Origin of the sequence: Fulvivirga kasyanovii (assembly GCF_009711405.1) — a bacterium.
Taxonomy (GTDB): Bacteria; Bacteroidota; Bacteroidia; order Cytophagales; family Cyclobacteriaceae; genus Fulvivirga; species Fulvivirga kasyanovii.
The window spans coordinates 1-21,363 of the sequence record NZ_SMLW01000616.1 but is presented as its reverse complement, the minus strand read 5'-3'; the positions used below and the strand labels follow the sequence as shown (position 1 = coordinate 21,363).

Genomic DNA, 21,363 nt, shown 5'->3' with positions numbered 1-21,363 from the left:
ATTATTTAATTGAGTTCAAGTTCGTAAGCACCATTGTCATAAACCGAGTAATAGGGCAAAGACAACTCCTCCGCCTCTTTTCTAAACCGGTTTGCCTGATACCAGGATAGTGATCCATCCAAAATAACCTTCCTGAAATGAAAATTATCCCGAATCCATGCCATGTCTTTATCAAACCTTTTACATACAAGCACATAATCCACCTTTAACACATTTTTCAGCTTCATCAATTGTGGAACAGGCTCATCCAGCATAGCAAAGCTACTACCTCTAAACCAGGCCACGTGAATGTTATTTACAGCTTTCATCCATCCAACCTGCTCATACTGCAGCCAATGCGTGTGTGAGATACCTGAAAGCAAATGATTAGGTTCAACATGAAAGCCAACCTTGCGGTCAGTCATTTCAAAGTCAGGATCAGTGTATAAATAAGAGTCTCCCTGAGCCATAAAATCCACTGCTGTGTGCCCGTTAATTTTATATATTGTGACTTTATCAGTGACTGCAAACAGTGAGACAGAATGTGATACGCTAAAAATCAAAGAGAATATCACAGCAGACCATGCATAGTGCAGTTTTTTATAATGGAAGAAAATTAAGAAAGAGATGATAATACCAAATACGGATGCCGCTTCGAATGCGGTAATGCTGATGTTTGTAATTTGAGAAAACGGGAGCTGCCTGATGGCAATAATACTTTCGTTCATCCCGTAAACCCACCACTTTAAAAGCCACCCTAAAACTGCCGCAAGTGTGGGTACAAAGCTTAGTGCCAAAACACCGAGTCCAGCACAAAGTACGCCCATAGCCCCTGGAATAACGATGATGTTAGAAAGAAAAAAATATGTTGGAAACTGGTGAAAATACAGTAAGCATAAAGGCGCGGTTGCCAACTGAGCAGCAAGTGCTACTGAAGTCGTTGCCCATATTTTATCCAAAACCAATTGATCAGGCGCATACAGATTATAAATTCTTGGTTGTAGATACACTATTCCCAGCACAGCAAGGTATGACAACTGGAAGCCAAGTGACATGATCAGGAATGGAGCGTACATGAGGATGCAGAAAGCCGAAATAGCGAGTGTATTATAAATATTGGAATCACGCCCCGTAGCCTGGCCTATGATAACGAACGTAAACATCGTCACGGCCCGCAAAACCGAAGGGGACAGGCCTGTAAGCAGGGCATAAAACCAGAGGACAAGAATACAGATGCCCGCTACGATCCACCTTCCCCGGGCGGAGGTTTGGAACCTGCTCAGAAGAAAGAAGATAATGCCATAAATGATCCCAACATGAAGCCCGGAAACAGCCAGCACATGCGTAGCCCCTGAAGCGGCATATGCCTTTTGAGTGTCGTCATCAAGATCGTCCTTAATGCCGAGCACCAAGGCCTGGACAATACCTAGTTCGCGGTCGGAGTCTACATTTGCAGCAAGTACACCGGCAGCCCAGCTTCGTGCCTTGAATGCAAATGCAGAAACAGGGTTCTGCGAACTTCCTATAAGCTGAAAGTCTCCTTCCCGCAGGTAATCTTGATGATGAATATTTTTGAAGCTCAGAAACTTCTTGTAGTCAAACTCACCGGGATTCTGCGGTGGTTTGATAGCTCCGGGCTTCCCTTTGATAAGCAATTGATCTCCGTATTTTAATTGCTGGCTTTTATCAATGTACAGGTAGATCTTGCCTGAACTTTGCAACCATTGATCATTCTTTTTGACACCTTTTACCTCAGCCTCAAATTTGATGGTTTTTGCGCGCTCCTCTCCTGGATCTTGCAAAGTGGCGAGATAATAAGAGGTTTCATCTATATGATGGACTATGTGGTCTGAGTCCCTCGTCTGGTCGGCATGACTAACTCTTAAATAGCCCAACATGGCCATAGCAATAAACCCGACTACCCCAACAATATGGTTATTTGAAAAGAAACTTTTCTTTAGCAGGAAGAAGACAAGCCCATAAAGTAATATCAGTGCAACGCATATCCCGAACAGCTCTGCAACATCTCCGGAACCACCAAAATAAATGCCTGCCAGTATGCCTGCAATAAAAAAAGCAGTAATCCTGACGAATGCATATGGTATCCAGTGAAGCACGCCCGAAGATAGTTTTTTTGATGCCAAGCCACAAGATTGGAAGTTGATATTGGGAGGTGAAGATTTGAGATTTTGAGGATTGGAAGGTGGCGATCTTGCATGGGGCTAGAGTTATCAGTAACCAGTGAGGGGTAGGGTAAGTGTGGATTTGTGCGGGGGTTAGGGCTGGAAGACAGAAGACCGGAGTCGGAAGTGATTTGTGTTTGGTGATCGGTGGAATGGTCAGGTTGGAAGACCGGAGACCGAAGTACCGGTGTGATGTAATCGGTGGGAGGAGTAATCGGCAAAGGCATTAGGCTACTTGCACTTTGTAAAACCAGTAAGTAATAGCCCGTGACTAGTTTAACCAGTACCTACCAGCCAGCAACCAGTACCTCAAAAGTGCATCTTCATCCCCTCATGGGAGGCTACAAAGCCGAGTGCTTCATAGAATTCAATGGCTTCAGGCCGTTGTTTGTCGGTGGTGAGTTGCAGAAGATGGGCACCTCTGTGGCGTGCCCTGTCGATGGCATATTCAAATATTTTCTTGCCATAGCCCTTTCCTCTATGGCTGGCCTCCACCCTTACGCCTTCTATCTGCGCTCTTATACCGCCCTGATAAGTCAGGTACTGGATAAAGGTGAGTTGAAAGACACCAATAATCTCCCCTTCTTCTTCCACTACCGTCAGTTCCTGATGAGGGTCTCTGGCAATATCCACAAATGCCTTGATATAGCTTTGAGGCAGTGGTTCCTCGAAACGCTCTCTTTTAGAACCAAGCTCGTCGTCTGCAAGCATTCTGACAATATCCACAAGGTCATCAGATGTGGCCAGCCTGTAGGTGAGTTTTTTATCCAATTTCCCTTACCATTTTCTGGTGTTCGATATTGCACTCCATAAAGCGGTCACCCTCGGGCTTGAAGCCAAACTTTTCATATAGAGGCAATGCCGTAAGCTGAGCATTTAAATATAATTTTTTACCCGCTGTATCCGGCTGAACGGCAACGTGCTCCAGTACACTTTCTACCAGCAAAGCACCTATTCCCCGACCGCGATAAGCTTTTTTGACGGCAAATCGCTCCAGTTTAATACCTTCTTCAGTAGTTCTCCAACGAGCTGCACCACACGGCACATCCCCGTAGTGCGCTACAAAATGATGGGACTCATCTTCAAAAATATCAAACTCCTCTTCACGAGCCACCTGTTGCTCATTAACAAATACTTCTTCTCTGACCCTGAAGGCCTGTTTTAATAGCTTATTGCTATCAGCGAGTTGAACGGTTACCATTTTCTGTTTCCTTTTTTTCGTGATCATCATAGGCAGCTATGATGTCTTTAACTATTTTATGCCTAACCACATCCTTTCCGGTAAGCTCAACAAAACCGATGCCCTTAACCGGACGAAGTATCTTGATTGACTCTATCAAACCAGACTTTTGCTTCTTGGGCAGGTCTATTTGCGAAGTATCACCCGTAATGATCACCTTCGAGTTCGGCCCCATTCTGGTCAGGAACATCTTGATCTGCATGGGGGTTGTGTTCTGCGCTTCATCGAGCAGTATAAAGGCATTATTAAGTGTTCTTCCCCGCATATATGCCAGTGGGGCAATTTCAATAATATTATTTTCCATATAGTACCTCAGTTTCTCCGAAGGTACCATATCAAATAGCGCGTCATAGATGGGCCTGAGGTAAGGATCCAGCTTCTCTTTGAGATCGCCGGGCAGGAAGCCCAGTGTTTCACCAGCTTCTACGGCCGGCCTGGTAATGATGATCTTCTTTACCTGTTTGTTCTTGAGGGCTTTAACCGCCAATGCCACCGAAATATACGTTTTACCTGTACCGGCAGGCCCCAAAGCAAAAACAAGGTCGTTTTCTCTAACCGCATATACCAGCTTCTGCTGATTGATGGTTTTGGGCTTTATAGTAAACCCACGTGTACCATAAATCAGCACCTCTTCTTCATCCGGCAGCTTCTCTTCAGCTTCTTTGGCAAGGTAAGTCTGTACATTATCTTCGGTCACTTTTCCGTACTTGTGATAATGCTCTATAAGCGAGTTTAATATATCATTGATCTTAAGGATTTCTGTGGTGCTTCCCTTGATCCTGATCTCATTACCACGAGACACAATTTTACTCTTTGGGAAGGCTGAGGCTACTTCTGTGATGTTTTTATTCTGTACTCCCAGGAAGTCTATAAGGGAGATATTTTCCAGCGTAATGACTTTCTCTACCAAATGCTAATTAATTTAAAATGGAATTTTTAATGGTCAAATTTTAACTAATTTTGCCCTAAACAAAAATACGTAATAACAACGGCCGTTCAAAACAGGAAGTTCACATTTAATAACCTTAACATTGATGTAATGTTATAACAAAAATTGAACTTGCGGCACCAAAACTCATCACTGCTTATATGGCTATAATCACATTTTTATCTGACTTTGGAGAAAGTGATCATTACGTAGCAGCCGTTAAAGCAAAAATCCTTTCCATTAATCCGGGCATCTCCATTGTGGACATCAGCCACCAGATTGCTACCTGTGATATTGCCCATGCCGCGTATGTACTCAAAGCCGTGTTCAGGGAGTTTCCCAAAGGCACCGTGCACCTCGTGGCAGTTAATACAGCGGGCCAGCCCGGTGACAAGTACATTGCCATAGAGCTTGAAGGCCATTTCTTTATAGGTACGGATAATGGCCTGTTTGGTTTGATCAGCGAACAGGAAGCCCGGTTTCAGGTAGATATTAACTCCATATCTCCAATAAAAACTACTTTTCCTGCCAAGCAGGTATTTGCCCCTGCAGCAGCCAAACTAGCCAGTGGCAAGGCCCTTCAGGATTTGGGCTCACCGCTCAAAGAATACAAGCGTATGCTGGGCAGGCACCTTAAGGCCAATAAAAAGCAGATTGTGGGTAATGTCATAAGAGTAGATCATTATGGCAATCTGGTGACCAACATTGACAAAACTACTTTTGATATCCTAAGCAAGGAAAAAGGCTACAACATCACCTTTGGCAGGGAAAGCACGCGCCGGATAGTAGATAATGTAAATGGTGCCGATGCCGGAGATGTATTTATTATTTTCAACGATCAGGGCTACATGGAACTGGGCATCAATCAGGGCATAGCTTCTGAGCTTCTGGGCCTGGACTATGACAGCCCTGTGATCATCAATTTCGACGAATAACATGCTTATAAGGATAGTACGAATGACCTTCCGTGAGGAAGAAGTAGAGAATTTTATTAAGGTATTCAACGCCAGCAAACAAAAGATCCGCTCCTTCCCCGGATGTAATCATCTGGAACTGCACAAAGACTACAACAAAGACAATGTCTATATCACCTACAGCCATTGGGATGACGAAGATGCTCTCAACAACTACCGCCATTCCGACCTCTTCAAAAGCGTATGGGCAGAGACTAAGGTGCTGTTTGCTGATAAGCCCCTGGCCTATTCGCATAGGAAAGTGATGACGGTTGATCGTGAAAAAGAGTAACCATAAGAAAAATAAATATTTGAATAGTTATAGGTTTGATTTATTATTGCAAATCGTTCACTTTCCGACATTAAATATAACTTATTCATTTAAATGATTATCTCCTTCTTACTAAGCGTTATAATAGTTATTTTCTTAATAACCACTTATAACAGGCTGATCAAAAACAGAAACAATGTGCAGGCATCATTCAGCACTGTAGATGTAATGCTAAAGAAGCGGCATGACTTAATCCCAAACCTGGTGGCATCTGTAAAATCCATTATGAACCATGAAAAGAGCCTTTTGGAAAAAGTCACCAGTTTGCGCTCTGAAGCTGTTCAGGCAAATAATTTCAAAGAAAAAGAAAAAGTGGAAAATGCGCTTTCCAGCTTACTTGGACAGTTGCAGGTTACCATGGAAAACTATCCGGAAGTTAAAGCCGATAAAAATGTACTGCAGTTGCAGGCCGCTTTAAATGATGTGGAAGAGCAGATATCAGCCTCCCGCAGGATTTATAATAACGCAGTGAAACGATACAATAACTCCATACAAACAGCACCTTCCAACATTATAGCCAACCTATTCTCTTTTAAGGCCATGGATTTCTTTGAGGTAGCCCTTCCGGAAAGGGAGAATGTAAATGTAGAGCAAATGTTCAAATCATAAAGTTTTAATAAATGCAATCAGCTTTAAAAGAGGAACTGCGCAAACGATTAGCAAATCTCGAGACTTTCAGAAGGAAACAAACCAAAAGGCTCAAATTCCAAAAACGGATTTGCCGTATCCTTAAATTCATTTATATGCCATGCCTGGTAGTAACTGTTGCTGCCCTTGTTTTTCCTGTAATATTTCCATTCGTTATCCCTGTGGTAGTGGTTGCACTGTCATTGTGGTTGCTTGAGTATCTCATAGTTGAATATATTTTCAAACACCCTGATGTACAATACCGCGACGCCTTTAAAAAAGATCTGGTAGAGTGGATACTACGTAGTATCAATGAGAGCTTCATATATAAGGCAGATCAGAAAATACCTCAGCAAAAAATTGAGCAAGCCCAAATTTTTGACAACAGGATTGATGATTACAGGGGGGAAGATCATATCCAGGGAAATATTTCCGGTGTTGAAGTTGAGATTTGCGAAGGTCGGCTATTTGTAGATAAACAAACCTTCAAATCTATCTCCAAAGAATTGGCTAACTCTATTATATCATTTACCGGAGAAGTTGTTATTTCCCTGCTCGGAGGAGAAACGGGCGATGATGATGGGGATGGGGACAACAGAAACCTTATTGAGTTCTTCAATGGATTGTTAATGCAAGCAGATTTTAATAAACAACATTCTGGCAGTATCCATGTAATACCCATAGAAACCTCAAAAAATTGGTTTGTGAGCAAGAGCCTTTTTCATGGCAAGGGTAAAGTTGAGATGGACAATGAAGAGTTTAACAAAGTGTTTTCAACCTATACTACCGGAGAACTCGAAGCTCATTACGTGCTTTCTCCAAAATTGATGCAGGCGTTATTGGAAATTAATTCTCAAGTAAAAGGTGGAATTTACATCGCCTTCAGTTCAGGCAAATTATTCTTTGGTATTGACTGGAAAAAAGATTTGTTTGAAGCTGACTTTAACAAGCCCCTTACTTCAGAGACGGATGTGGAATATATAGTATCGCAAATCAATTTTTTTGAAATACTGATAAAGCAACTGGCATTGGATAGGAAAATATGGAATATTGGAGCAACTGCTTAAGCAAATTTTCTTTGGCTACACAGCGAAAATTTCAGATACCGAGATTATAAGATCCTGATTATCATACTAATTACCAGATACTCTAAGACCAGGCAAGTCAATACAAAATCACCGGTAAAGACCCAATCCCTCTTGCAAAACGGCTTCTATAGTCTCCACTGGTAAATCATCCTCAGCATTGACTCTGAATATTTTCATTCGGGCACGGCTGCCTTTTTCCAGTTGCGGGTGGCTGAGGTGCTTTCCTTCTACCATCAGGATGTATGGCTCATCAGTTTTCTTATCCGTCCAGAGATAGCAAAACATCTTTTTCTTATAACAAAAACAAGGCATCCCATATTTACGGGTTTCAGTGATGTTTTCATCTTGTCTAAGAATAATCTCCCTCAGAGCAAGCAGACAACCTCTGTTGGGTTCCTCCTTGTTCATGTAAAATTGATCAAGTTCCCGGATCATTAGATAATAGTGAGGTTTTAAGGAAGGGAAAATGCACTTAGGTACTTTAAGACCAGCCGTGTGAAATTCATACTAATATTTTAAATATAGCAAATAAAGTGTAGGAAAGCTTAGGTTCAGCATTCGTTTTTGGGTATTCCTGACTATTTTGGTCATTATGTCCAAAGAAAGTGCAGGCATATTGATGTACCGGATACGTAACGGCGAGCCTGAAATATTTCTGGCACATCCGGGAGGACCTTTTTTCAGGAAAAAAGATGAAGGCTCGTGGACTATTCCTAAGGGTTTACCTGAAAAAGGAGAAAGCCTTACCGAAGCCGCCCTGCGTGAATTTGAAGAGGAAACAGGCCTAAAGCCTCAGGGAAACCTGCTGCATCTCGGGTCAATTAAGCAAAAGGGAGGAAAAATCGTACACTGCTGGGCCATGGAGGGAGATGTCCCGGCAGATTTCGTAGCCACAAGCAGCACTTTTGAAATGGAATGGCCTCCCCGGTCAGGTAAAAAGCAACAATTCCCTGAAATGGACAAAGCCGAATTTTTCCCTGTAGATCTGGCTATCAAAAAGATTAACCCTGCTCAGGTCGCTTTGATTGAGCGGTTATTGGAAAAGTTGAAGTAATGTGTTTTCTCGTGATACACCAGCTTCTCAGCTATTAAAAGAATGGTTAATTCACGACTTCTTCTCTTAGCATTTACAACCTGTTCTACCATGTTCTCCCCTCTGTAACAAATGTTACAGTACTCCGCCAAGTGTAACAAATGTTGCACTAAACCTTTTTTTGTCATCGTAAAATTGATAAAAAAAGGAGTACAAATGTCTAAAATAGTCATACTGGGAGCGGGAATAGCCGGCCATACTGCGGCATCTCACCTGAGGCGGAAATTACCGAAAGAGCACGAGGTGCTGGTAGTCTCCCCAAATCATAATTATCAATGGATACCCTCCAATATATGGGTGGGTATAGGAAGAATGGAAGCCCGGAAAATCACCTTTCCGCTGGCACCCCTCTACAAGCGAAAGGGGATAAATTATAAGCAGGCAAAAGTGGTAAGTTTTCACCCTGAGGGTGACGCTGACCATCCTCCTTATGTGGTAGTGGAGTACGTGTACGGAGAGCAAAGAGGAGAAAAGGAAAAAGTCACCTATGATTACCTGATCAATGCCACCGGGCCAAAACTGGCCTTCGACCTTACCGAAGGCCTCGAGCCCGGCTCCAACGATGTGTATTCGGTCTGTACGTACTCTCACGCACAGCATGCCGCCGATGGACTGGAAAAGTTGATACAAAAAGCCAGAAATTCGGAAAAGCCACTTAAAGTACTCATTGGTACGGGACACCCCAAAGCCACTTGTCAGGGTGCCGCCTTTGAGTACATCCTGAATGTAGAGAAAGAGCTCCGGCGAAGGAAAGTAAGGGACTATATTCAACTCAAATGGATATCGAATGAGCCTGCATTAGGCGACTTTGGGATGGACGGCATGCTACTATCCTATGGCGGGGAACCTATGACCTCAAATGATATGGTGGAGATGGTATTTCGCGACCGTGGCATTGAGTGGATACTGGGGGCAGGCGTAAATAAAGTAGAAAAGGGAGAGGTGCATTATGAAAACCTTGCGGGAGAGCAGAAAACCGAACCTTTTGACTTTGCCATGCTCATCCCTGCCTTTTCCGGGCACGGATTTAAGGCCTACGACAAAACTGGGGAAGGTATAACCGATAAGCTTTTCAAAGGCTTTATGATCGTGGATGCCGATTACACTCCCAAACCTTATGAAGAGTGGAAAGTGCAAGATTGGCCGGAGACCTATCAAAACCCCAGCTACCCCAACATTTTCGCTCCGGGCATTGCTTTTGCCCCACCACATAGCATTTCAAAACCCAGAAAAAGCCCTAATGGAACCGAAATTTTTCCCTCTCCTCCCAGAACAGGCATGCCCTCCGGGATTACTGCCAAACTGGTGGCAGATAACATTATCGATTCCATTAAAAAAGGTAAAACCTCACTTGAGCATAAGGGTTCTCTCGGCAACATGGGCGCTGCGTGCATTGCCTCCGCAGGCTATGGGCTGACCTCCGGAAGCGGAATTAGCATCACCACCTACCCTATTGTACCTGACTACCAAAAGTATAAAACCACCGGTGGGAGAAATATAAAGAAAACCTTTGGAGACATTGGGCTTGCAGGACACTGGGTAAAACTGGCATTGCACTATGCCTTCATCTATAAAGCTAAAATGAAACCTTTCTGGTGGCTGATACCAGAATAAAATATCAACGACAATGAAAAAGAAAATAACCAAGGCACAAAAAGCCTATATGCAAAATCCGATCATACAGTTTTTCAAATTCATCTATTTGAACATCCGGATACTGCTCATAGTGGCAGGTGGACATGGAGGAACGAGAAAATAACATGCAATACCTGACATACAGAAAGGTGGGGCTGTTATGCAACAATTGTTACACACTCCCCTTCGTATGCCCCGTACTTTTGCATTGAAACTTAATATTAAACATGAAAAAAATACTTTCAATACTAATAGTTCTCACAAGCGCCGGTTGGCTAAATGCCCAGGACACCCTGGTCATCTCCCAACCTGAATTTGTAGAGAAGGTTATTCAAAACAATGGTAGCGCAAAAATTGCTGACAAGCAGGCGGCTATGGCAAAAGCTGATTTTCAGCAGTCGAATGCGCTTTATTTACCAACCGTTACGGCCTCTTATACGGCCATGCTAACAAATAACCCGCTGATGGCATTTGGTTCTAAATTAAACCAGGAAATCCTAACGCAACAGGACTTTAACCCGGACTTACTGAATGATCCTGACAAAGTTGAGAATTATGCAACAGAGATCATGGTACTGCAGCCCTTACTCAATCTGGATGGTGTTTATGAACGTAATGCAGCCAGAATACAGCATGAAGCATATCAATTAAAAGCTGAACGCACAAAGGAGTACCTGGAGCTGGAGGCTACCAAGCTATACATGCAACTTCAACTGGCCTATGAAGCCGTAGAAGTTATCACCAGAGCGCATGAAACTGCCGGTGAGGCGGTAAAAATAGTAACTGACTACTACGATCAGGGCATGGTACAAAAAGCTGACCTGCTGGATGCCAGGGTGAGGTTAAACGAAGTAAAAAGCCAGCTTCAATATGCCAGGTCAAATGTACAGAACACCTCTGACCAGCTTCTGGTACTGATGGGCGAAGTTCCCGGCACCTACATGTTGTCTCCTCAAACCGAAGCACCGCTTAACTATGACATTGCCACCTATGCCGGCACATTGCCAGAGAGCAGGAAAGACCTCATGGCTATGTCTAAAGCTGTAAGTGGCTATGAAAGCATGCTAAAATCTTCAAAAATGAAATTTATACCCAGGATCAATGCCTTTGGCAGCTTCCAGGTGTATGACAATGAAGCCTTGCAGTTTGGGGCATCCGGGTATATGATAGGAGCCAAAGCTTCATGGGATATTTTCAACGGGTATTCCAAAATAGCCAAAACCCGCAAAGCAAAGCTGGAAGCAGAAAAAGCTAAACTGGAACAGGAAGAATATGTAAGCCAGCAACAAGCCGAACTGATCAAAGCCAACCGAATGCTGGCAGACGCAAAAAACAAGGTGGAACTATACCAGCTTGCCTTTGATCAGGCCAATGAATCCTATAAAGTGAGAAGGGACCGGTTTGAGCAAGGTTTAGAGAAAACGGTAGACCTCCTCATGACGGAGAGCCAGATGTACCACAAAGAGCTGCAGCTACAGCAAGCCATCTTCGAGTATAATTTCACCAAAGTATACCTTGATTTTTTAACTAAAGAATAATTGAAAATCCAAAAAAGACATACAATGAAAAAGTTTAAATATCTAATCTTAATTCCGGCTATCGGCATACTCGCGAGTTGTGGATCCCCAGATGAGGCCACGGTACGGGAGATAGATCCTGTAAAGGTGCAAATAGCAACCGCCAAAGCCGTGAAAGATAGCCGCGTAATTACCGTGAGCGGAAAAATTGAGGCCGGAAACAGCGCCAATATAAGCACCAGAATGATGGGCAATGTAACAGGAGTTATGGTCAGCCCCGGTGATAAGGTGAACCAGGGAGACCTGTTGCTTACCATTTCAAGTGCTGACTTACTGGCAAAAAAGGCTCAGGTCAACTCCTCAATCATTCAGGCGAAAAGTGCCTACGAAAATGCAGAGAAAGATTACAACCGCTTTAAGATTCTTCATGAAAAAGGGAGCGCTTCCGAAAAGGAATTTGAAAATATGGGTACACGACTGGATATGGCCAAAGCAGGCCTTGAGGCAGCCCGGCAGATGCAAAAGGAAGTAGAGGCACAGTTTGCCTACTCCAACATCAGAGCACCTTTTAAGGGAGTAGTTGCCAATACATTTGTAAAAGCCGGTGACATAGCCAACCCAGGTATGCCATTAGTAACGGTAGAGGGAACCTCCAAATACGAAGCCACTGTAATGGTTCCAGAGTCTCAGATTGCCCACATACAAGTTGGAGCACCTGCGCAGGTACTCATCAAGTCAAGTAACAGAACCATAGCAGGCAAGGTAAAAGAGGTGAGTCCCTCAGCTAAAAATACCGGAGGCCAGTTCCTGGTCAAGATAGACCTGCCAGAAACACAGGGCATGCTTCCCGGAATGTTTGTGAATGCCGATATAGAAGTTGAAACTGCCGATGCAGTTAGCACCTCTCCACTGGTGGACAAAGGTGCCCTCATCCGCAACGGTCAGTTGACTGGCATCTACGCCCTCAGTTCTGATAATAAAGCTATACTCAGATGGGTGCTTACAGGCAAAGAGCGGGAAGGGAACATTGAAGTCCTTTCCGGCATTAGCGAAGGCGAAAAGTACATTGTGAAGCCCGAAGGGAAGCTTTTTAACGGAGCTCAGGTGGTGATAAACCAGCAACGGGACAGAATATCTAAAACAGAAAAGTAATGCAAGAAGGAATATCAGGCAAAATTGCCAATTTTTTCATTCACTCAAAGCTCACTGTGCTTTTGATGGTGGCTTTGATGATCATAGGAGTTTACAGCTCTTTCCTGATCCCTCGGGAAGAAGAACCCCAGATCATCGTGCCTATGGCCGATGTTATGGTCGGGTACCCGGGGGCAACTCCTCAGGAAGTGGAAAGCAGGGTGGTACAACCACTGGAAAAGACCATCGCCAATATCAAAGGCGTTGAGCACATCCACAGTATGGCTATGAATGGCATGGCCGTTATGGTAGTACAGTTTTATGTAGGTGAAGACACGGAAAGGTCTTATGTAAAGCTCTACGATGAGTTGATGAAGCATCAGAATATGTTTCCTGAAACAGTTTATCAGCCTATCGTAAAAACAAGGTCTATTGATGATGTACCGATGCTGGGGCTGACCTTATGGAGCAAAACCTATGATGACTACCAGCTCAGGTTGCTGGCCGAGGAAGTTACTTCTGAAATAGAGAAAGTAAAAGACGTCTCTATTACCAAGGAGATCGGCGGTCGTCCGCGCGCTTTGAGGATAGTAGTGGATAAAGACAAGATGGCCGAAAACGGTGTGGATGTACTTAGCATCATGCAAATGCTCAAAGCCAGTAACAGTAGCTCTCAATCAGGCAAGTTTGTCTCTGCCGACTCTGAGTATTTGCTGACTACAGGACAATTTCTTAGCACGGCTAAAGATGTGGAAGGCATAGTGGTTGGCATCAATAACGGACTCCCTGTATACCTCAGCCAGGTGGCTCAGGTGATTGACGGACCTGCCAAGCCTAAAGATTATGTGTTTTTTGGTTATGGAAAAGCTAATGCAGACTACCTGAAAAGCCCATCCACCTACCCTGCTGTTACCATCTCGGTAGCCAAGGTTAAAGGTGCTGATGCCATGAAGGTATCCGACAAGATCCTGGAGAAAATTGACAGACTCAGGAGTACGTTAATCCCGGATGAGGTGCAAGTAGAGGTAACGAGGAACTATGGTGAAACTGCTTCGCACAAAGTAGGCGAACTACTGCTCCACCTGGGTGTGGCCATTGTGGCCGTTACCGTGCTGGTGATGCTGGCTATGGGCTGGAGAGGCGGACTCGTGGTGTTCCTTTCAGTGCCACTGACCTTTGCACTGACGTTGTTCAGCTACTACATGCTCGGGTACACCCTCAACAGGATCACGCTTTTTGCCCTGGTGTTTGTGGTAGGTATTGTGGTGGATGATAGTATCATTATTGCAGAAAACATGCACAGGCACTTTAAATCCAAAAAGCTGCCCTTTGCCCAGGCTGCCATCTATGCAATCAATGAGGTGGGTAACCCTACCATTCTGGCCACTTTCACGGTGATCGCTGCTATATTGCCCATGGCCTTTGTGTCCGGCATGATGGGGCCTTACATGAGCCCGATGCCTATAGGCGCTTCCATAGCTATGATGCTCTCGCTGTTTGTAGCACTGACCGTGACTCCATATCTGGGATATCACTTTCTGAGAGAAAAGGAAAAACGTGGCTCAGGCAAAGCCCATGATGATGGACATGGCTCAGGGTGGATATACAAAGTCTACAACAAGATTGAGAAGCCATTTCTTGAAAGCAGTGTCAAGCGCTGGATCATGCTGGGAGCCACGGTAATTCTGCTGTTTGGCTCGGTGGGCATGTTCTTCACCAAATCGGTAGCCGTAAAGATGCTGCCTTTTGACAACAAGAATGAGTTTCAGGTAGTCATTGACATGCCCGAAGGCACCACTTTGGAGCGCACCGCGGCAGTGACTTCCGAGATTGCCCAATACCTCGCCGGTGTGCCGGAGGTGGTTAACTATCAGGTGTATGCCGGTACTTCGGCCCCTATCACTTTCAACGGCTTGGTCAGACACTATGACCTGAGAGGTGGAAGCAATATGGCAGATATACAGGTGAACCTGTTGCACAAAGAAGACCGCTCACACGACAGCCATACCATTGCTTCAAGGGTACGGCCCGAAGTTCAGAAGATCGCCCAACGGTACAAAGCCAATGTCAAGATTGTGGAAGTACCACCAGGCCCTCCTGTGCTGTCAACTTTGGTGGCGGAAGTTTACGGCCCCGAATACAGCGAGCAGATCAAAGTAGCTCAGCAGGTCAAAGATATTCTGGAAAATACGCAGGACGTGGTGGATGTGGACTGGTATGTAGAGGCCGGCCAGACCGAGTACAAATTGGATATAGACCGTGAAAAAGCCATGATGCACGGCGTTGTCCCTCAACAGGTAGTGGGCAACCTGACTTACCTGATCGGCGGTCATCCGGTAAGTACGCTCTATGATGAACGTGCAGATAATCCGGTAGAAATCACCATGGCACTCCAGGATAAGGAGCAGGCAGGAATAGACCTGGTTCAAACCCTGAAAATAAAAGGCATGAAAGGCAACATGGTACCGGTGAATGATATTGTCAGTGTTAAAGAAGACTCATTACAAACTACCATTTACCGGAAAGATCAGAAGCGTGTGGTGTATGTGCTGGCGGATATGGCCGGAGCATTGGAAAGCCCTGCTTATGCCATCCTCGGCATGACTGAAAAACTGCAAAACATGAATTTGCCCGCTGGTTACAGTGTAAGTGAGTTGTACATGGAACAGCCGGAAGATGAATCCGACTTTGCAGTGAAGTGGGACGGTGAGTGGCAAATTACTCTCGAGGTATTCCGTGATCTGGGGGGTGCCTTCCTGGTAGTGATCATCGCCATCTACATGCTGATCGTGGGCTGGTTCCAAAATTTCAAAACACCAATTGTTATGATGTTGGCCATTCCTTTGTCCCTGATCGGCATTGTACTCGGACACTGGCTGTTGGGAGCATTCTTTACGGCCACCTCATTCATCGGTATGATCGCCCTGGCCGGGGTAATGGTGAGAAACTCCGTTTTGCTCATCGACTTTATTGAGATCAGGCTTAAAGATGGGGTTGATCTTAAAACAGCCATCATCGAAGCCGGAGCCGTGCGAACTACCCCCATCCTCCTCACAACGGGAGCCGTGGTGATCGGTGCTTCTATCATATTGTTTGATCCTATTTTCCAGGGGCTGGCGATATCACTGGTAGCCGGAGCTATAGTATCAACCATGCTCACGCTGGTAGTAGTACCACTGATCTACTACATGACGGAAAGGAAAAAGTGGGAGAAGCAACCGGTAAGTTCTAAATAATTAAAGGCAAGATTATGGAATTACTAATTATAACCGCAGTTCAGTCTTACGAAGAAGACATCAAAAAACTGCTCAAAAAGCATGGGGTGAAAGTGTTTTCGCACATGGATGTGAACGGCTATAAAGAGCTACAGGAAGAGTCGAGGGAAGCCAACTGGTTCGCCTCTGATCACAACGAACACCGCTCAGTACTCTTCTATGCTTTTATCGGCAGCCAGGGAGTAGATGAAGTCTTGAACGCTATTGACAGCTTCAATAAAGATCAGGACACTGAATCGCATGTACATGCGGTGCTTTTGGAAGTAAAAAAGAGTATTTAAAATCTAAATAAAATGAGAACAAGGATAGTACACGCAGTGGCAGGGATGTTTATATTAATAAGCCTGCTTCTCTCCATCTATGTAAACCAAAACTGGCTCTGGTTCACGGCATTTGTCGGAGCCAACTTATTGCAGTCATCCTTCACCAAATGGTGCCTGATGAGCGATATACTGGCAAAATTCGGAGTTAAAGATTAAGTATAATTCTCTGTATAGTACAGTGATGTTAGTGTTGAAGGCCCGCCTGAGAAGGTGGGCTTTTTTTGTAGGTGCGTAACACGATTATTTCTCATTCATAGAATAACATGTTAGATAAAAGTTGCACAAAAAGGATCAGAGGAATTAAGATTACAGGGATTCCAAATAGCCCTGCATTCGCTGCTCCATCTTGAAAGCTATAAATCTGGATTAGGATAAATGGATATCCTATGCAAAGAATTCAGTTTTATCAACACCGACTTTGTCATAATGACCACTAACAGAGATTTACTTTTTCACCACCCTGAATTTGCATATTCAAAACGGCTTTCCCAAAACCAAAGAAATATCTGTACGCTGTACATTTTGCTACTCTTTTGTAAACACATAGGTGTCCTTCACTCCGCTTTGTACTAATCCCAACTCGTTCCGTTCAGGCTTAAAAACAAACTCCACACCTATCTCCTCATTGATAAATCGATGACTTCCCTTATACAGCAATGGATCATTTGGACCTTCTTCCAGTTGTATGTGCAACACGTTGTCCGTTTTTGTCACCTTAAATTTACCCGGTAATTCTTCTGAAGTGTAAATACCGATATACTTTTCCAGATCTTCTGACGAAATCTCCGCAACTCCAAAATCAGGCAATGTAAAGGATTCATTAAAGTAGCATTTCACAACATCCTGCACAAGGCTATTCATGTTATAATTTAGTGCATTGGCGGCCACAGCGATAGCCAATTCCTCTTTAGGAAAATAAATGGTTATGGCATTAAATCCATCCAGGTTTCCTCCATGCCCAAATGCCGATCTATCACCATAATCAAATAGCAGAATACCCATGCCGTAGGTATCCTGAATTGTTGTCATCATGGCTAAGCTTTGTTTTGACACCAGCCTTCCGCCAAACAGAGCCTCCATAAATCGATTTAAATCATCAGGGGTAGATACCATTGCTCCTGCACCTAAAGGAATAGACATGTCCGTCTCTGTTTCTTTGACCCATTGAGTTGAATAAGTGTAAGAGCTGCTCTCATTATCATTCAGATTGGTCTTACCTCCATAATAGGTATCTTTCAGACCAAGAGGAAGACAGATCTTCTCTTCTATCAAATCTTTAAAGGTTGAATTATAGATCTTCTCAAGCATTACCGAGAGCAATAAATAATTAGAGTTACTGTAGGCGGCTTTACTATCCGGAATAAAGTCACTCTCATAGGCAGCTATGATTTCAACCATCTCCTGAGGAGATTTGTACTGTGTACGGTAGGCCAAGAACAATGAGTCTTTAGTAAAGCTATGGATACCACTTCTATGATTTAACAAATTACCTACGGTAATAAGCTCGGAATTTTCAATGGTTGGGAAGTACACCTCAATGGTCTGATCAAGGTTCAATTTGTTTTCTTCAATGGCTTTAAAAACCAGAGTAGCCGTAAACATTTTGGATATAGAGCCAACCCGATATTTTGTTTTGGCACCAGAGGCTTTTTGAAGCTCTATATCATCAAACCCGATGACTTTGGAATAGACATTAACTCCATGGTGCTGTATAGAGGCACTGCCCATGAACTTATCATTTTCATAAAGCAAATCAAACAAACTATCCAGTTTGAGTGTGTTTTGATCATTTTCCCGAGTTTGACTGGTGCCTTCTGGTTTCCCGCAGGAGCACAGCAGAGCAAAAAATGCTACAAAAAGTAATGTTGATTTCATGTTGTATTTTGTTTGAGTTTTTGATTTTCAAAATACATATACGCATAACCAAGAACTAGGTTATACAAGGTAGCATATAAACACAAATAATAAATAAAAAACCGATCAACTCCTGACCGGCTTCTTTCCAAAAATCAACCCCTCTCCACAAACTTCATCCCTTCAAAAACCTTAACCGGATTCCCTCGCTGTAGAGACAAATGCTCCCGCCATTGTTCATCTATTCGCTCCTGTATCTTATCGATATCGAGCTGGCTCAGGGCCAGTTTTATTTTCTCTATAGCTGCCTTTTTATTTTGCAACTGAGATTTTGAATCACTGGCCGTTGTGGTTATGCCGGACGGCTTGTGGGTTACTCTCACCGCTGTTTCCACTTTGTTGCGATGCTGACCTCCCGGACCTGATGCCCGGTACGTATTGAAGACCAGGTCTGATTCTTTGTAGTCCTGGTGTTCAGCCTCCACAAATAAACTAATGCCCACAAACCAGTTCTTTCTTTTATGAAATTTCCGGTAAGGGCTCTTGCCTATCCATTGTACGGTGCCCTCCCACTCCTCTGCCCTTTTCCTGGCCTCCCGGCCACTAATCTGGATCAGGCACGAGTTGAGCGTACCGGGCTCTGAGCCAGGACTCCTGCTTAAAGTTTTACAAACCAAACCGGCAATCTTGAAGTCTGAAAGTATGTATTTGAGTAACTGGGCTACCACCCAGGCACATTCTGCCGGCCCTCTGCCGGCAGATATCTGCATGTATATATTGTCTGTTTTTAAACTCATAATGTTAATTTTTGTCCATCCTCACAATTTTTGGCAAAAACTGGCCGATAACCTCCACCAGGTCTTTCTGGCTTTTCATCACCTCCTCGATGTTTTTATAGGCTATGGGAGCCTCATCCGTACCGCCTCCAATGAGCGTAACTTTGTGCTCACTGAGTAACTTTTTCATAGCGCTGCCGGAAATAGACTCTCTCGCTGCCTGTCGCGACATCTTCCTTCCTGCGCCATGTGATGCGCTTTGCAAAGCACCCTCATAGCCTTTCCCTCTAACGATAAAGCCCGGTGCTGTCATCGAGCCGGGTATGATCCCCAACTCACCTTCGCTGGCAGGAGTTGCTCCTTTTCGGTGAACAATCAGTTCTTCACCGTCCACCTGCTTTTCCCTCCATGCGAAATTGTGATGGTTTTCAATGTTGACCACTGGCTTAATGCCCAAATACTTACTTAAATGGTAATGTATCTGATCATGGCATGCCTTGGCATAATCTCCTGCGAGGTTCATAGATAGCCAGTACTCCTGCCCTTCTTCTGTCGACAGATCGAGCCAGGCCAGGTGTCTCGCACTTTTTGGCAGCAGGCACTTCTCCATAGCAATGCCCATATAATGCTTAGCTATGGAAGCTCCCAGACCACGAGAACCGGAGTGTGACAACAAACCTATATACTCTCCTGCAGGCAAACCCAGTCCATTGTCATCCTTCAAACTGACTAGTCCGAATTCCACAAAATGATTCCCTGAACCTGAAGTACCCAACTGTTTAACGGCTTTCCCATGCAACTGCTTCAAAAGACTGGTTGCTCCAAACTCTGCACGATCCAGTATTTCATGCTCCTGAGCAATACCCAGCTCACCTCCTGTACCAAAATTGGTTCTCTCTTTCAGCGCTGATTTGAACTGATAAGCATGTTTTTGCAGATATCTTGAGTTCAGATCATAGATACTGAGACTCATTCTACAGCCTATGTCCAGGCCTACACCGTAAGGTATCACTGCATTTTCAGTAGCCAGTACTCCGCCGATAGGCAGACCATAGCCCTGATGTGCATCAGGCATCATGGCTCCTTTTCTGGCAATGGGCAGCCTCATGGCCAGTTCCATTTGCTGATAGGCATTGCTGGTAATATGCTTTCGGCCAAATACATGAAACTGACCACTGTCTTTAAGCAGTGGTATTTCAGATTTCTCCTTCAGCACTTCCACAGGTTGAAACTCCCGGGCCAATACGCTCCAATGCTCGTGGTCCAGATAGTCTGTATAGTGTTGTTTTACATCATGTAATAATGCTAATTGCTCCTCTTTCAAGGAATGTTTATAATGTTTTGAAATGATATCAATAGCCAAACTAATGGCCTGATTATTTGAATAATTAATTTTCCTAAGGTCTTTACCCTTTAGTTTACTCTTGCCCATAAAGCGTTTTGATAAACGAATAGAAAAGTGAGGGCACAGCGGTGCCAGCACATTTCTGAAATAATTTAATTGAGATTGGCGACCGGAAATTTTAGGTATAAAAAAAGTCCTGATGGTTTTTCCATCAGGACCGGATATATCTTATTCAGTAAGCTTTTGTTACTTAATCCGGTCTATAGTTCGATATGATAATATTGCACCAACATAATGCCTCCTTTCTTGATTAAGGATGAGAATGCAAAGGTATTATGATTTTATTGATGAATCCAAGGGAAAATTTGATTTTTTTGGTTGTTACGCTGGTATTTCAATTCCCAAAACTCATAAAGTCATTCAAAATTTATCATTTAATCGTCCTCTTAAACCTTTTCGTCACTATCAATACGACTCCATTCTTCGATGATGTCCCATAAAGCGCTTGCATCTTTATATCCCGCTTTTTGTAACACACGATGCTGGAAACTTGATCGAGAGTATATTTATTTAGTTCGGATCGATCCGTTTTTAGTCCATCCAAAATTATTAGGGGTGAAGGGTTGGGCGAAAAAGAAGAAAAATGAGCCCTGGCAACTTTAGTCGAATCCCATTTATATTCAAGCTGTTTATCTGTGGTTGAATCATATACATATTGGATTTCATTGTGTATAAGTGAATCAACATGCATGTACAGGTCACTTGTATTTTGAGCGGAGCATGTCATATAAGAGGAAAGAAGTACTATGGGTATCAACAACTTCATGCTTAATCAGAACCTTAATAAAATATTACATTAACTTAATAGCAAGCTTATTTTGACTGCTAAGTCTATCAGTAGGAAACCGTTAAAAAACTGGCTCCATACTCATATTTATCAAGAAAGTTAGTATTAAAATTTTGCTTTCTTTGCTTTAATTCATCCTCTGTATCTTCAGTCCAATAGAAATCAACGCACGAGAGTGCAAATTGAAAGTCTTCTTTAAGGGCAAAGTGATAAGTGTCGCTTGAACAAAAACGTTTGC

21 protein-coding genes are annotated in these 21,363 nt (G+C 43.7%); 12 read left to right on the top strand and 9 right to left on the bottom strand.

Annotated elements, in window-relative coordinates:
* Nucleotides 1-5: 5 nt before the first annotated feature.
* From E1163_RS19795 to E1163_RS19780, 4 genes are all read right to left on the bottom strand, one after another.
* A complete protein-coding gene (locus tag E1163_RS19795; protein WP_155174195.1) occupies nt 6-2,123 on the bottom strand; it encodes a ComEC/Rec2 family competence protein in 2,118 nt (705 codons plus the stop codon).
* Nucleotides 2,124-2,471: 348 nt separating this feature from the next.
* Nucleotides 2,472-2,933 (bottom strand): GNAT family N-acetyltransferase, encoded by a 462-nt coding sequence (locus E1163_RS19790; RefSeq protein WP_155174194.1) that lies wholly within the window; start codon nt 2,931-2,933, stop codon nt 2,472-2,474.
* Nucleotides 2,926-3,363 carry a GNAT family N-acetyltransferase gene (locus tag E1163_RS19785; RefSeq protein ID WP_155174193.1) on the bottom strand — a complete coding sequence of 146 codons (438 nt, stop codon included), beginning with the start codon at nt 3,361-3,363 and terminating at the stop codon, nt 2,926-2,928. Before E1163_RS19785 ends, E1163_RS19790 begins: the two co-directional genes overlap by 8 nt.
* The gene (locus tag E1163_RS19780; protein WP_155174192.1) at nt 3,341-4,312 is read right to left on the bottom strand and encodes a PhoH family protein; all 972 of its coding nucleotides are present in this window, start codon (nt 4,310-4,312) and stop codon (nt 3,341-3,343) included. Before E1163_RS19780 ends, E1163_RS19785 begins: the two co-directional genes overlap by 23 nt.
* A gap of 179 nt (nt 4,313-4,491) precedes the next feature.
* On the opposite strand from E1163_RS19780, the gene E1163_RS19775 reads away from it, so the two are divergent.
* The 4 genes from E1163_RS19775 (at nt 4,492) to E1163_RS19760 (ending at nt 7,308) form a co-directional block, all read left to right on the top strand.
* Nucleotides 4,492-5,265 (top strand): SAM hydrolase/SAM-dependent halogenase family protein, encoded by a 774-nt coding sequence (locus E1163_RS19775; RefSeq protein ID WP_155174191.1) that lies wholly within the window; start codon nt 4,492-4,494, stop codon nt 5,263-5,265.
* Nucleotide 5,266: 1 nt separating this feature from the next.
* The gene (locus tag E1163_RS19770) at nt 5,267-5,575 is read left to right on the top strand and encodes a putative quinol monooxygenase (RefSeq protein WP_155174190.1); all 309 of its coding nucleotides are present in this window, start codon (nt 5,267-5,269) and stop codon (nt 5,573-5,575) included.
* A gap of 93 nt (nt 5,576-5,668) precedes the next feature.
* Nucleotides 5,669-6,223, top strand: a complete 555-nt coding sequence (locus tag E1163_RS19765) for a LemA family protein (RefSeq protein WP_155174189.1) — start codon at nt 5,669-5,671, stop codon at nt 6,221-6,223.
* Nucleotides 6,224-6,234: 11 nt separating this feature from the next.
* Nucleotides 6,235-7,308 carry a DUF3137 domain-containing protein gene (locus tag E1163_RS19760; RefSeq protein ID WP_155174188.1) on the top strand — a complete coding sequence of 358 codons (1,074 nt, stop codon included), beginning with the start codon at nt 6,235-6,237 and terminating at the stop codon, nt 7,306-7,308.
* Nucleotides 7,309-7,416: 108 nt separating this feature from the next.
* Here the strand turns inward: E1163_RS19760 and E1163_RS19755 are convergent, their stop codons facing one another.
* Complete coding sequence (locus E1163_RS19755; protein WP_155174187.1) at nt 7,417-7,764, bottom strand: DUF1801 domain-containing protein; 348 nt, start codon at nt 7,762-7,764, stop codon at nt 7,417-7,419.
* A gap of 157 nt (nt 7,765-7,921) precedes the next feature.
* On the opposite strand from E1163_RS19755, the gene E1163_RS19750 reads away from it, so the two are divergent.
* From E1163_RS19750 to E1163_RS19720, 8 genes are all read left to right on the top strand, one after another.
* Nucleotides 7,922-8,383: an NUDIX hydrolase gene (locus E1163_RS19750; RefSeq protein ID WP_155174186.1), complete on the top strand. Its 462-nt coding sequence runs from the start codon at nt 7,922-7,924 to the stop codon at nt 8,381-8,383.
* A 195-nt stretch (nt 8,384-8,578) separates the two neighbouring features.
* Nucleotides 8,579-10,036, top strand: a complete 1,458-nt coding sequence (locus E1163_RS19745) for an NAD(P)/FAD-dependent oxidoreductase (protein WP_155174185.1) — start codon at nt 8,579-8,581, stop codon at nt 10,034-10,036.
* A gap of 13 nt (nt 10,037-10,049) precedes the next feature.
* Nucleotides 10,050-10,181 (top strand): hypothetical protein, encoded by a 132-nt coding sequence (locus E1163_RS31425; RefSeq protein ID WP_281353148.1) that lies wholly within the window; start codon nt 10,050-10,052, stop codon nt 10,179-10,181.
* Between the two features lie 103 nt (nt 10,182-10,284).
* The gene (locus tag E1163_RS19740; protein ID WP_155174184.1) at nt 10,285-11,595 is read left to right on the top strand and encodes a TolC family protein; all 1,311 of its coding nucleotides are present in this window, start codon (nt 10,285-10,287) and stop codon (nt 11,593-11,595) included.
* 24 nt (nt 11,596-11,619) lie between these two features.
* Nucleotides 11,620-12,726 carry an efflux RND transporter periplasmic adaptor subunit gene (locus E1163_RS19735; protein WP_155174183.1) on the top strand — a complete coding sequence of 369 codons (1,107 nt, stop codon included), beginning with the start codon at nt 11,620-11,622 and terminating at the stop codon, nt 12,724-12,726.
* Nucleotides 12,726-15,941, top strand: coding sequence for an efflux RND transporter permease subunit (locus E1163_RS19730; RefSeq protein WP_155174182.1), 3,216 nt, complete (start codon nt 12,726-12,728; stop codon nt 15,939-15,941). The genes E1163_RS19735 and E1163_RS19730 overlap by 1 nt, the downstream gene beginning before the upstream one ends.
* 14 nt (nt 15,942-15,955) lie before the next feature.
* On the top strand, nt 15,956-16,261 hold the full coding sequence (locus E1163_RS19725; protein WP_155174181.1) for a hypothetical protein: 306 nt from the start codon (nt 15,956-15,958) through the stop codon (nt 16,259-16,261).
* A gap of 12 nt (nt 16,262-16,273) precedes the next feature.
* Complete coding sequence (locus tag E1163_RS19720) at nt 16,274-16,459, top strand: YgaP family membrane protein (protein ID WP_155174180.1); 186 nt, start codon at nt 16,274-16,276, stop codon at nt 16,457-16,459.
* 369 nt (nt 16,460-16,828) lie between these two features.
* Here E1163_RS19720 and E1163_RS19715 read toward each other — a convergent pair whose 3' ends face one another.
* The 4 genes from E1163_RS19715 to E1163_RS31040 all read right to left on the bottom strand — a co-directional run.
* The gene (locus tag E1163_RS19715) at nt 16,829-18,178 is read right to left on the bottom strand and encodes a serine hydrolase domain-containing protein (RefSeq protein WP_155174179.1); all 1,350 of its coding nucleotides are present in this window, start codon (nt 18,176-18,178) and stop codon (nt 16,829-16,831) included.
* 134 nt (nt 18,179-18,312) lie between these two features.
* The gene (gene prfH / locus E1163_RS19710) at nt 18,313-18,954 is read right to left on the bottom strand and encodes a peptide chain release factor H (protein ID WP_155174178.1); all 642 of its coding nucleotides are present in this window, start codon (nt 18,952-18,954) and stop codon (nt 18,313-18,315) included.
* A gap of 4 nt (nt 18,955-18,958) precedes the next feature.
* Nucleotides 18,959-20,365 (bottom strand): RtcB family protein, encoded by a 1,407-nt coding sequence (locus E1163_RS19705; protein WP_155174177.1) that lies wholly within the window; start codon nt 20,363-20,365, stop codon nt 18,959-18,961.
* An 807-nt stretch (nt 20,366-21,172) separates the two neighbouring features.
* On the bottom strand, nt 21,173-21,363 hold a 191-nt coding region (locus tag E1163_RS31040; RefSeq protein ID WP_221418046.1), incomplete at its 5' end, for a hypothetical protein.

Excerpts from the sequence above, each read along its gene's own strand:
- E1163_RS19730 (WP_155174182.1), top strand. The coding sequence starts at position 12,726 with ATGCAAGAAGGAATATCAGGCAAAATTGCCAATTTTTTCATTCACTCA.
- E1163_RS19705 (WP_155174177.1), bottom strand. The coding sequence starts at position 20,365 with ATGGGCAAGAGTAAACTAAAGGGTAAAGACCTTAGGAAAATTAATTAT.
- E1163_RS19770 (WP_155174190.1), top strand. The coding sequence starts at position 5,267 with ATGCTTATAAGGATAGTACGAATGACCTTCCGTGAGGAAGAAGTAGAG.
- E1163_RS31425 (WP_281353148.1), top strand. The coding sequence starts at position 10,050 with ATGAAAAAGAAAATAACCAAGGCACAAAAAGCCTATATGCAAAATCCG.
- E1163_RS19745 (WP_155174185.1), top strand. The coding sequence starts at position 8,579 with ATGTCTAAAATAGTCATACTGGGAGCGGGAATAGCCGGCCATACTGCG.
- prfH (WP_155174178.1), bottom strand. The coding sequence starts at position 18,954 with ATGAGTTTAAAAACAGACAATATATACATGCAGATATCTGCCGGCAGA.
- E1163_RS19765 (WP_155174189.1), top strand. The coding sequence starts at position 5,669 with ATGATTATCTCCTTCTTACTAAGCGTTATAATAGTTATTTTCTTAATA.
- E1163_RS19725 (WP_155174181.1), top strand. The coding sequence starts at position 15,956 with ATGGAATTACTAATTATAACCGCAGTTCAGTCTTACGAAGAAGACATC.
- E1163_RS19760 (WP_155174188.1), top strand. The coding sequence starts at position 6,235 with ATGCAATCAGCTTTAAAAGAGGAACTGCGCAAACGATTAGCAAATCTC.
- E1163_RS19785 (WP_155174193.1), bottom strand. The coding sequence starts at position 3,363 with ATGGTAACCGTTCAACTCGCTGATAGCAATAAGCTATTAAAACAGGCC.
- E1163_RS19715 (WP_155174179.1), bottom strand. The coding sequence starts at position 18,178 with ATGAAATCAACATTACTTTTTGTAGCATTTTTTGCTCTGCTGTGCTCC.
- E1163_RS19720 (WP_155174180.1), top strand. The coding sequence starts at position 16,274 with ATGAGAACAAGGATAGTACACGCAGTGGCAGGGATGTTTATATTAATA.
- E1163_RS19755 (WP_155174187.1), bottom strand. The coding sequence starts at position 7,764 with ATGATCCGGGAACTTGATCAATTTTACATGAACAAGGAGGAACCCAAC.
- E1163_RS19735 (WP_155174183.1), top strand. The coding sequence starts at position 11,620 with ATGAAAAAGTTTAAATATCTAATCTTAATTCCGGCTATCGGCATACTC.
- E1163_RS19750 (WP_155174186.1), top strand. The coding sequence starts at position 7,922 with ATGTCCAAAGAAAGTGCAGGCATATTGATGTACCGGATACGTAACGGC.
- E1163_RS19775 (WP_155174191.1), top strand. The coding sequence starts at position 4,492 with ATGGCTATAATCACATTTTTATCTGACTTTGGAGAAAGTGATCATTAC.
- E1163_RS19740 (WP_155174184.1), top strand. The coding sequence starts at position 10,285 with ATGAAAAAAATACTTTCAATACTAATAGTTCTCACAAGCGCCGGTTGG.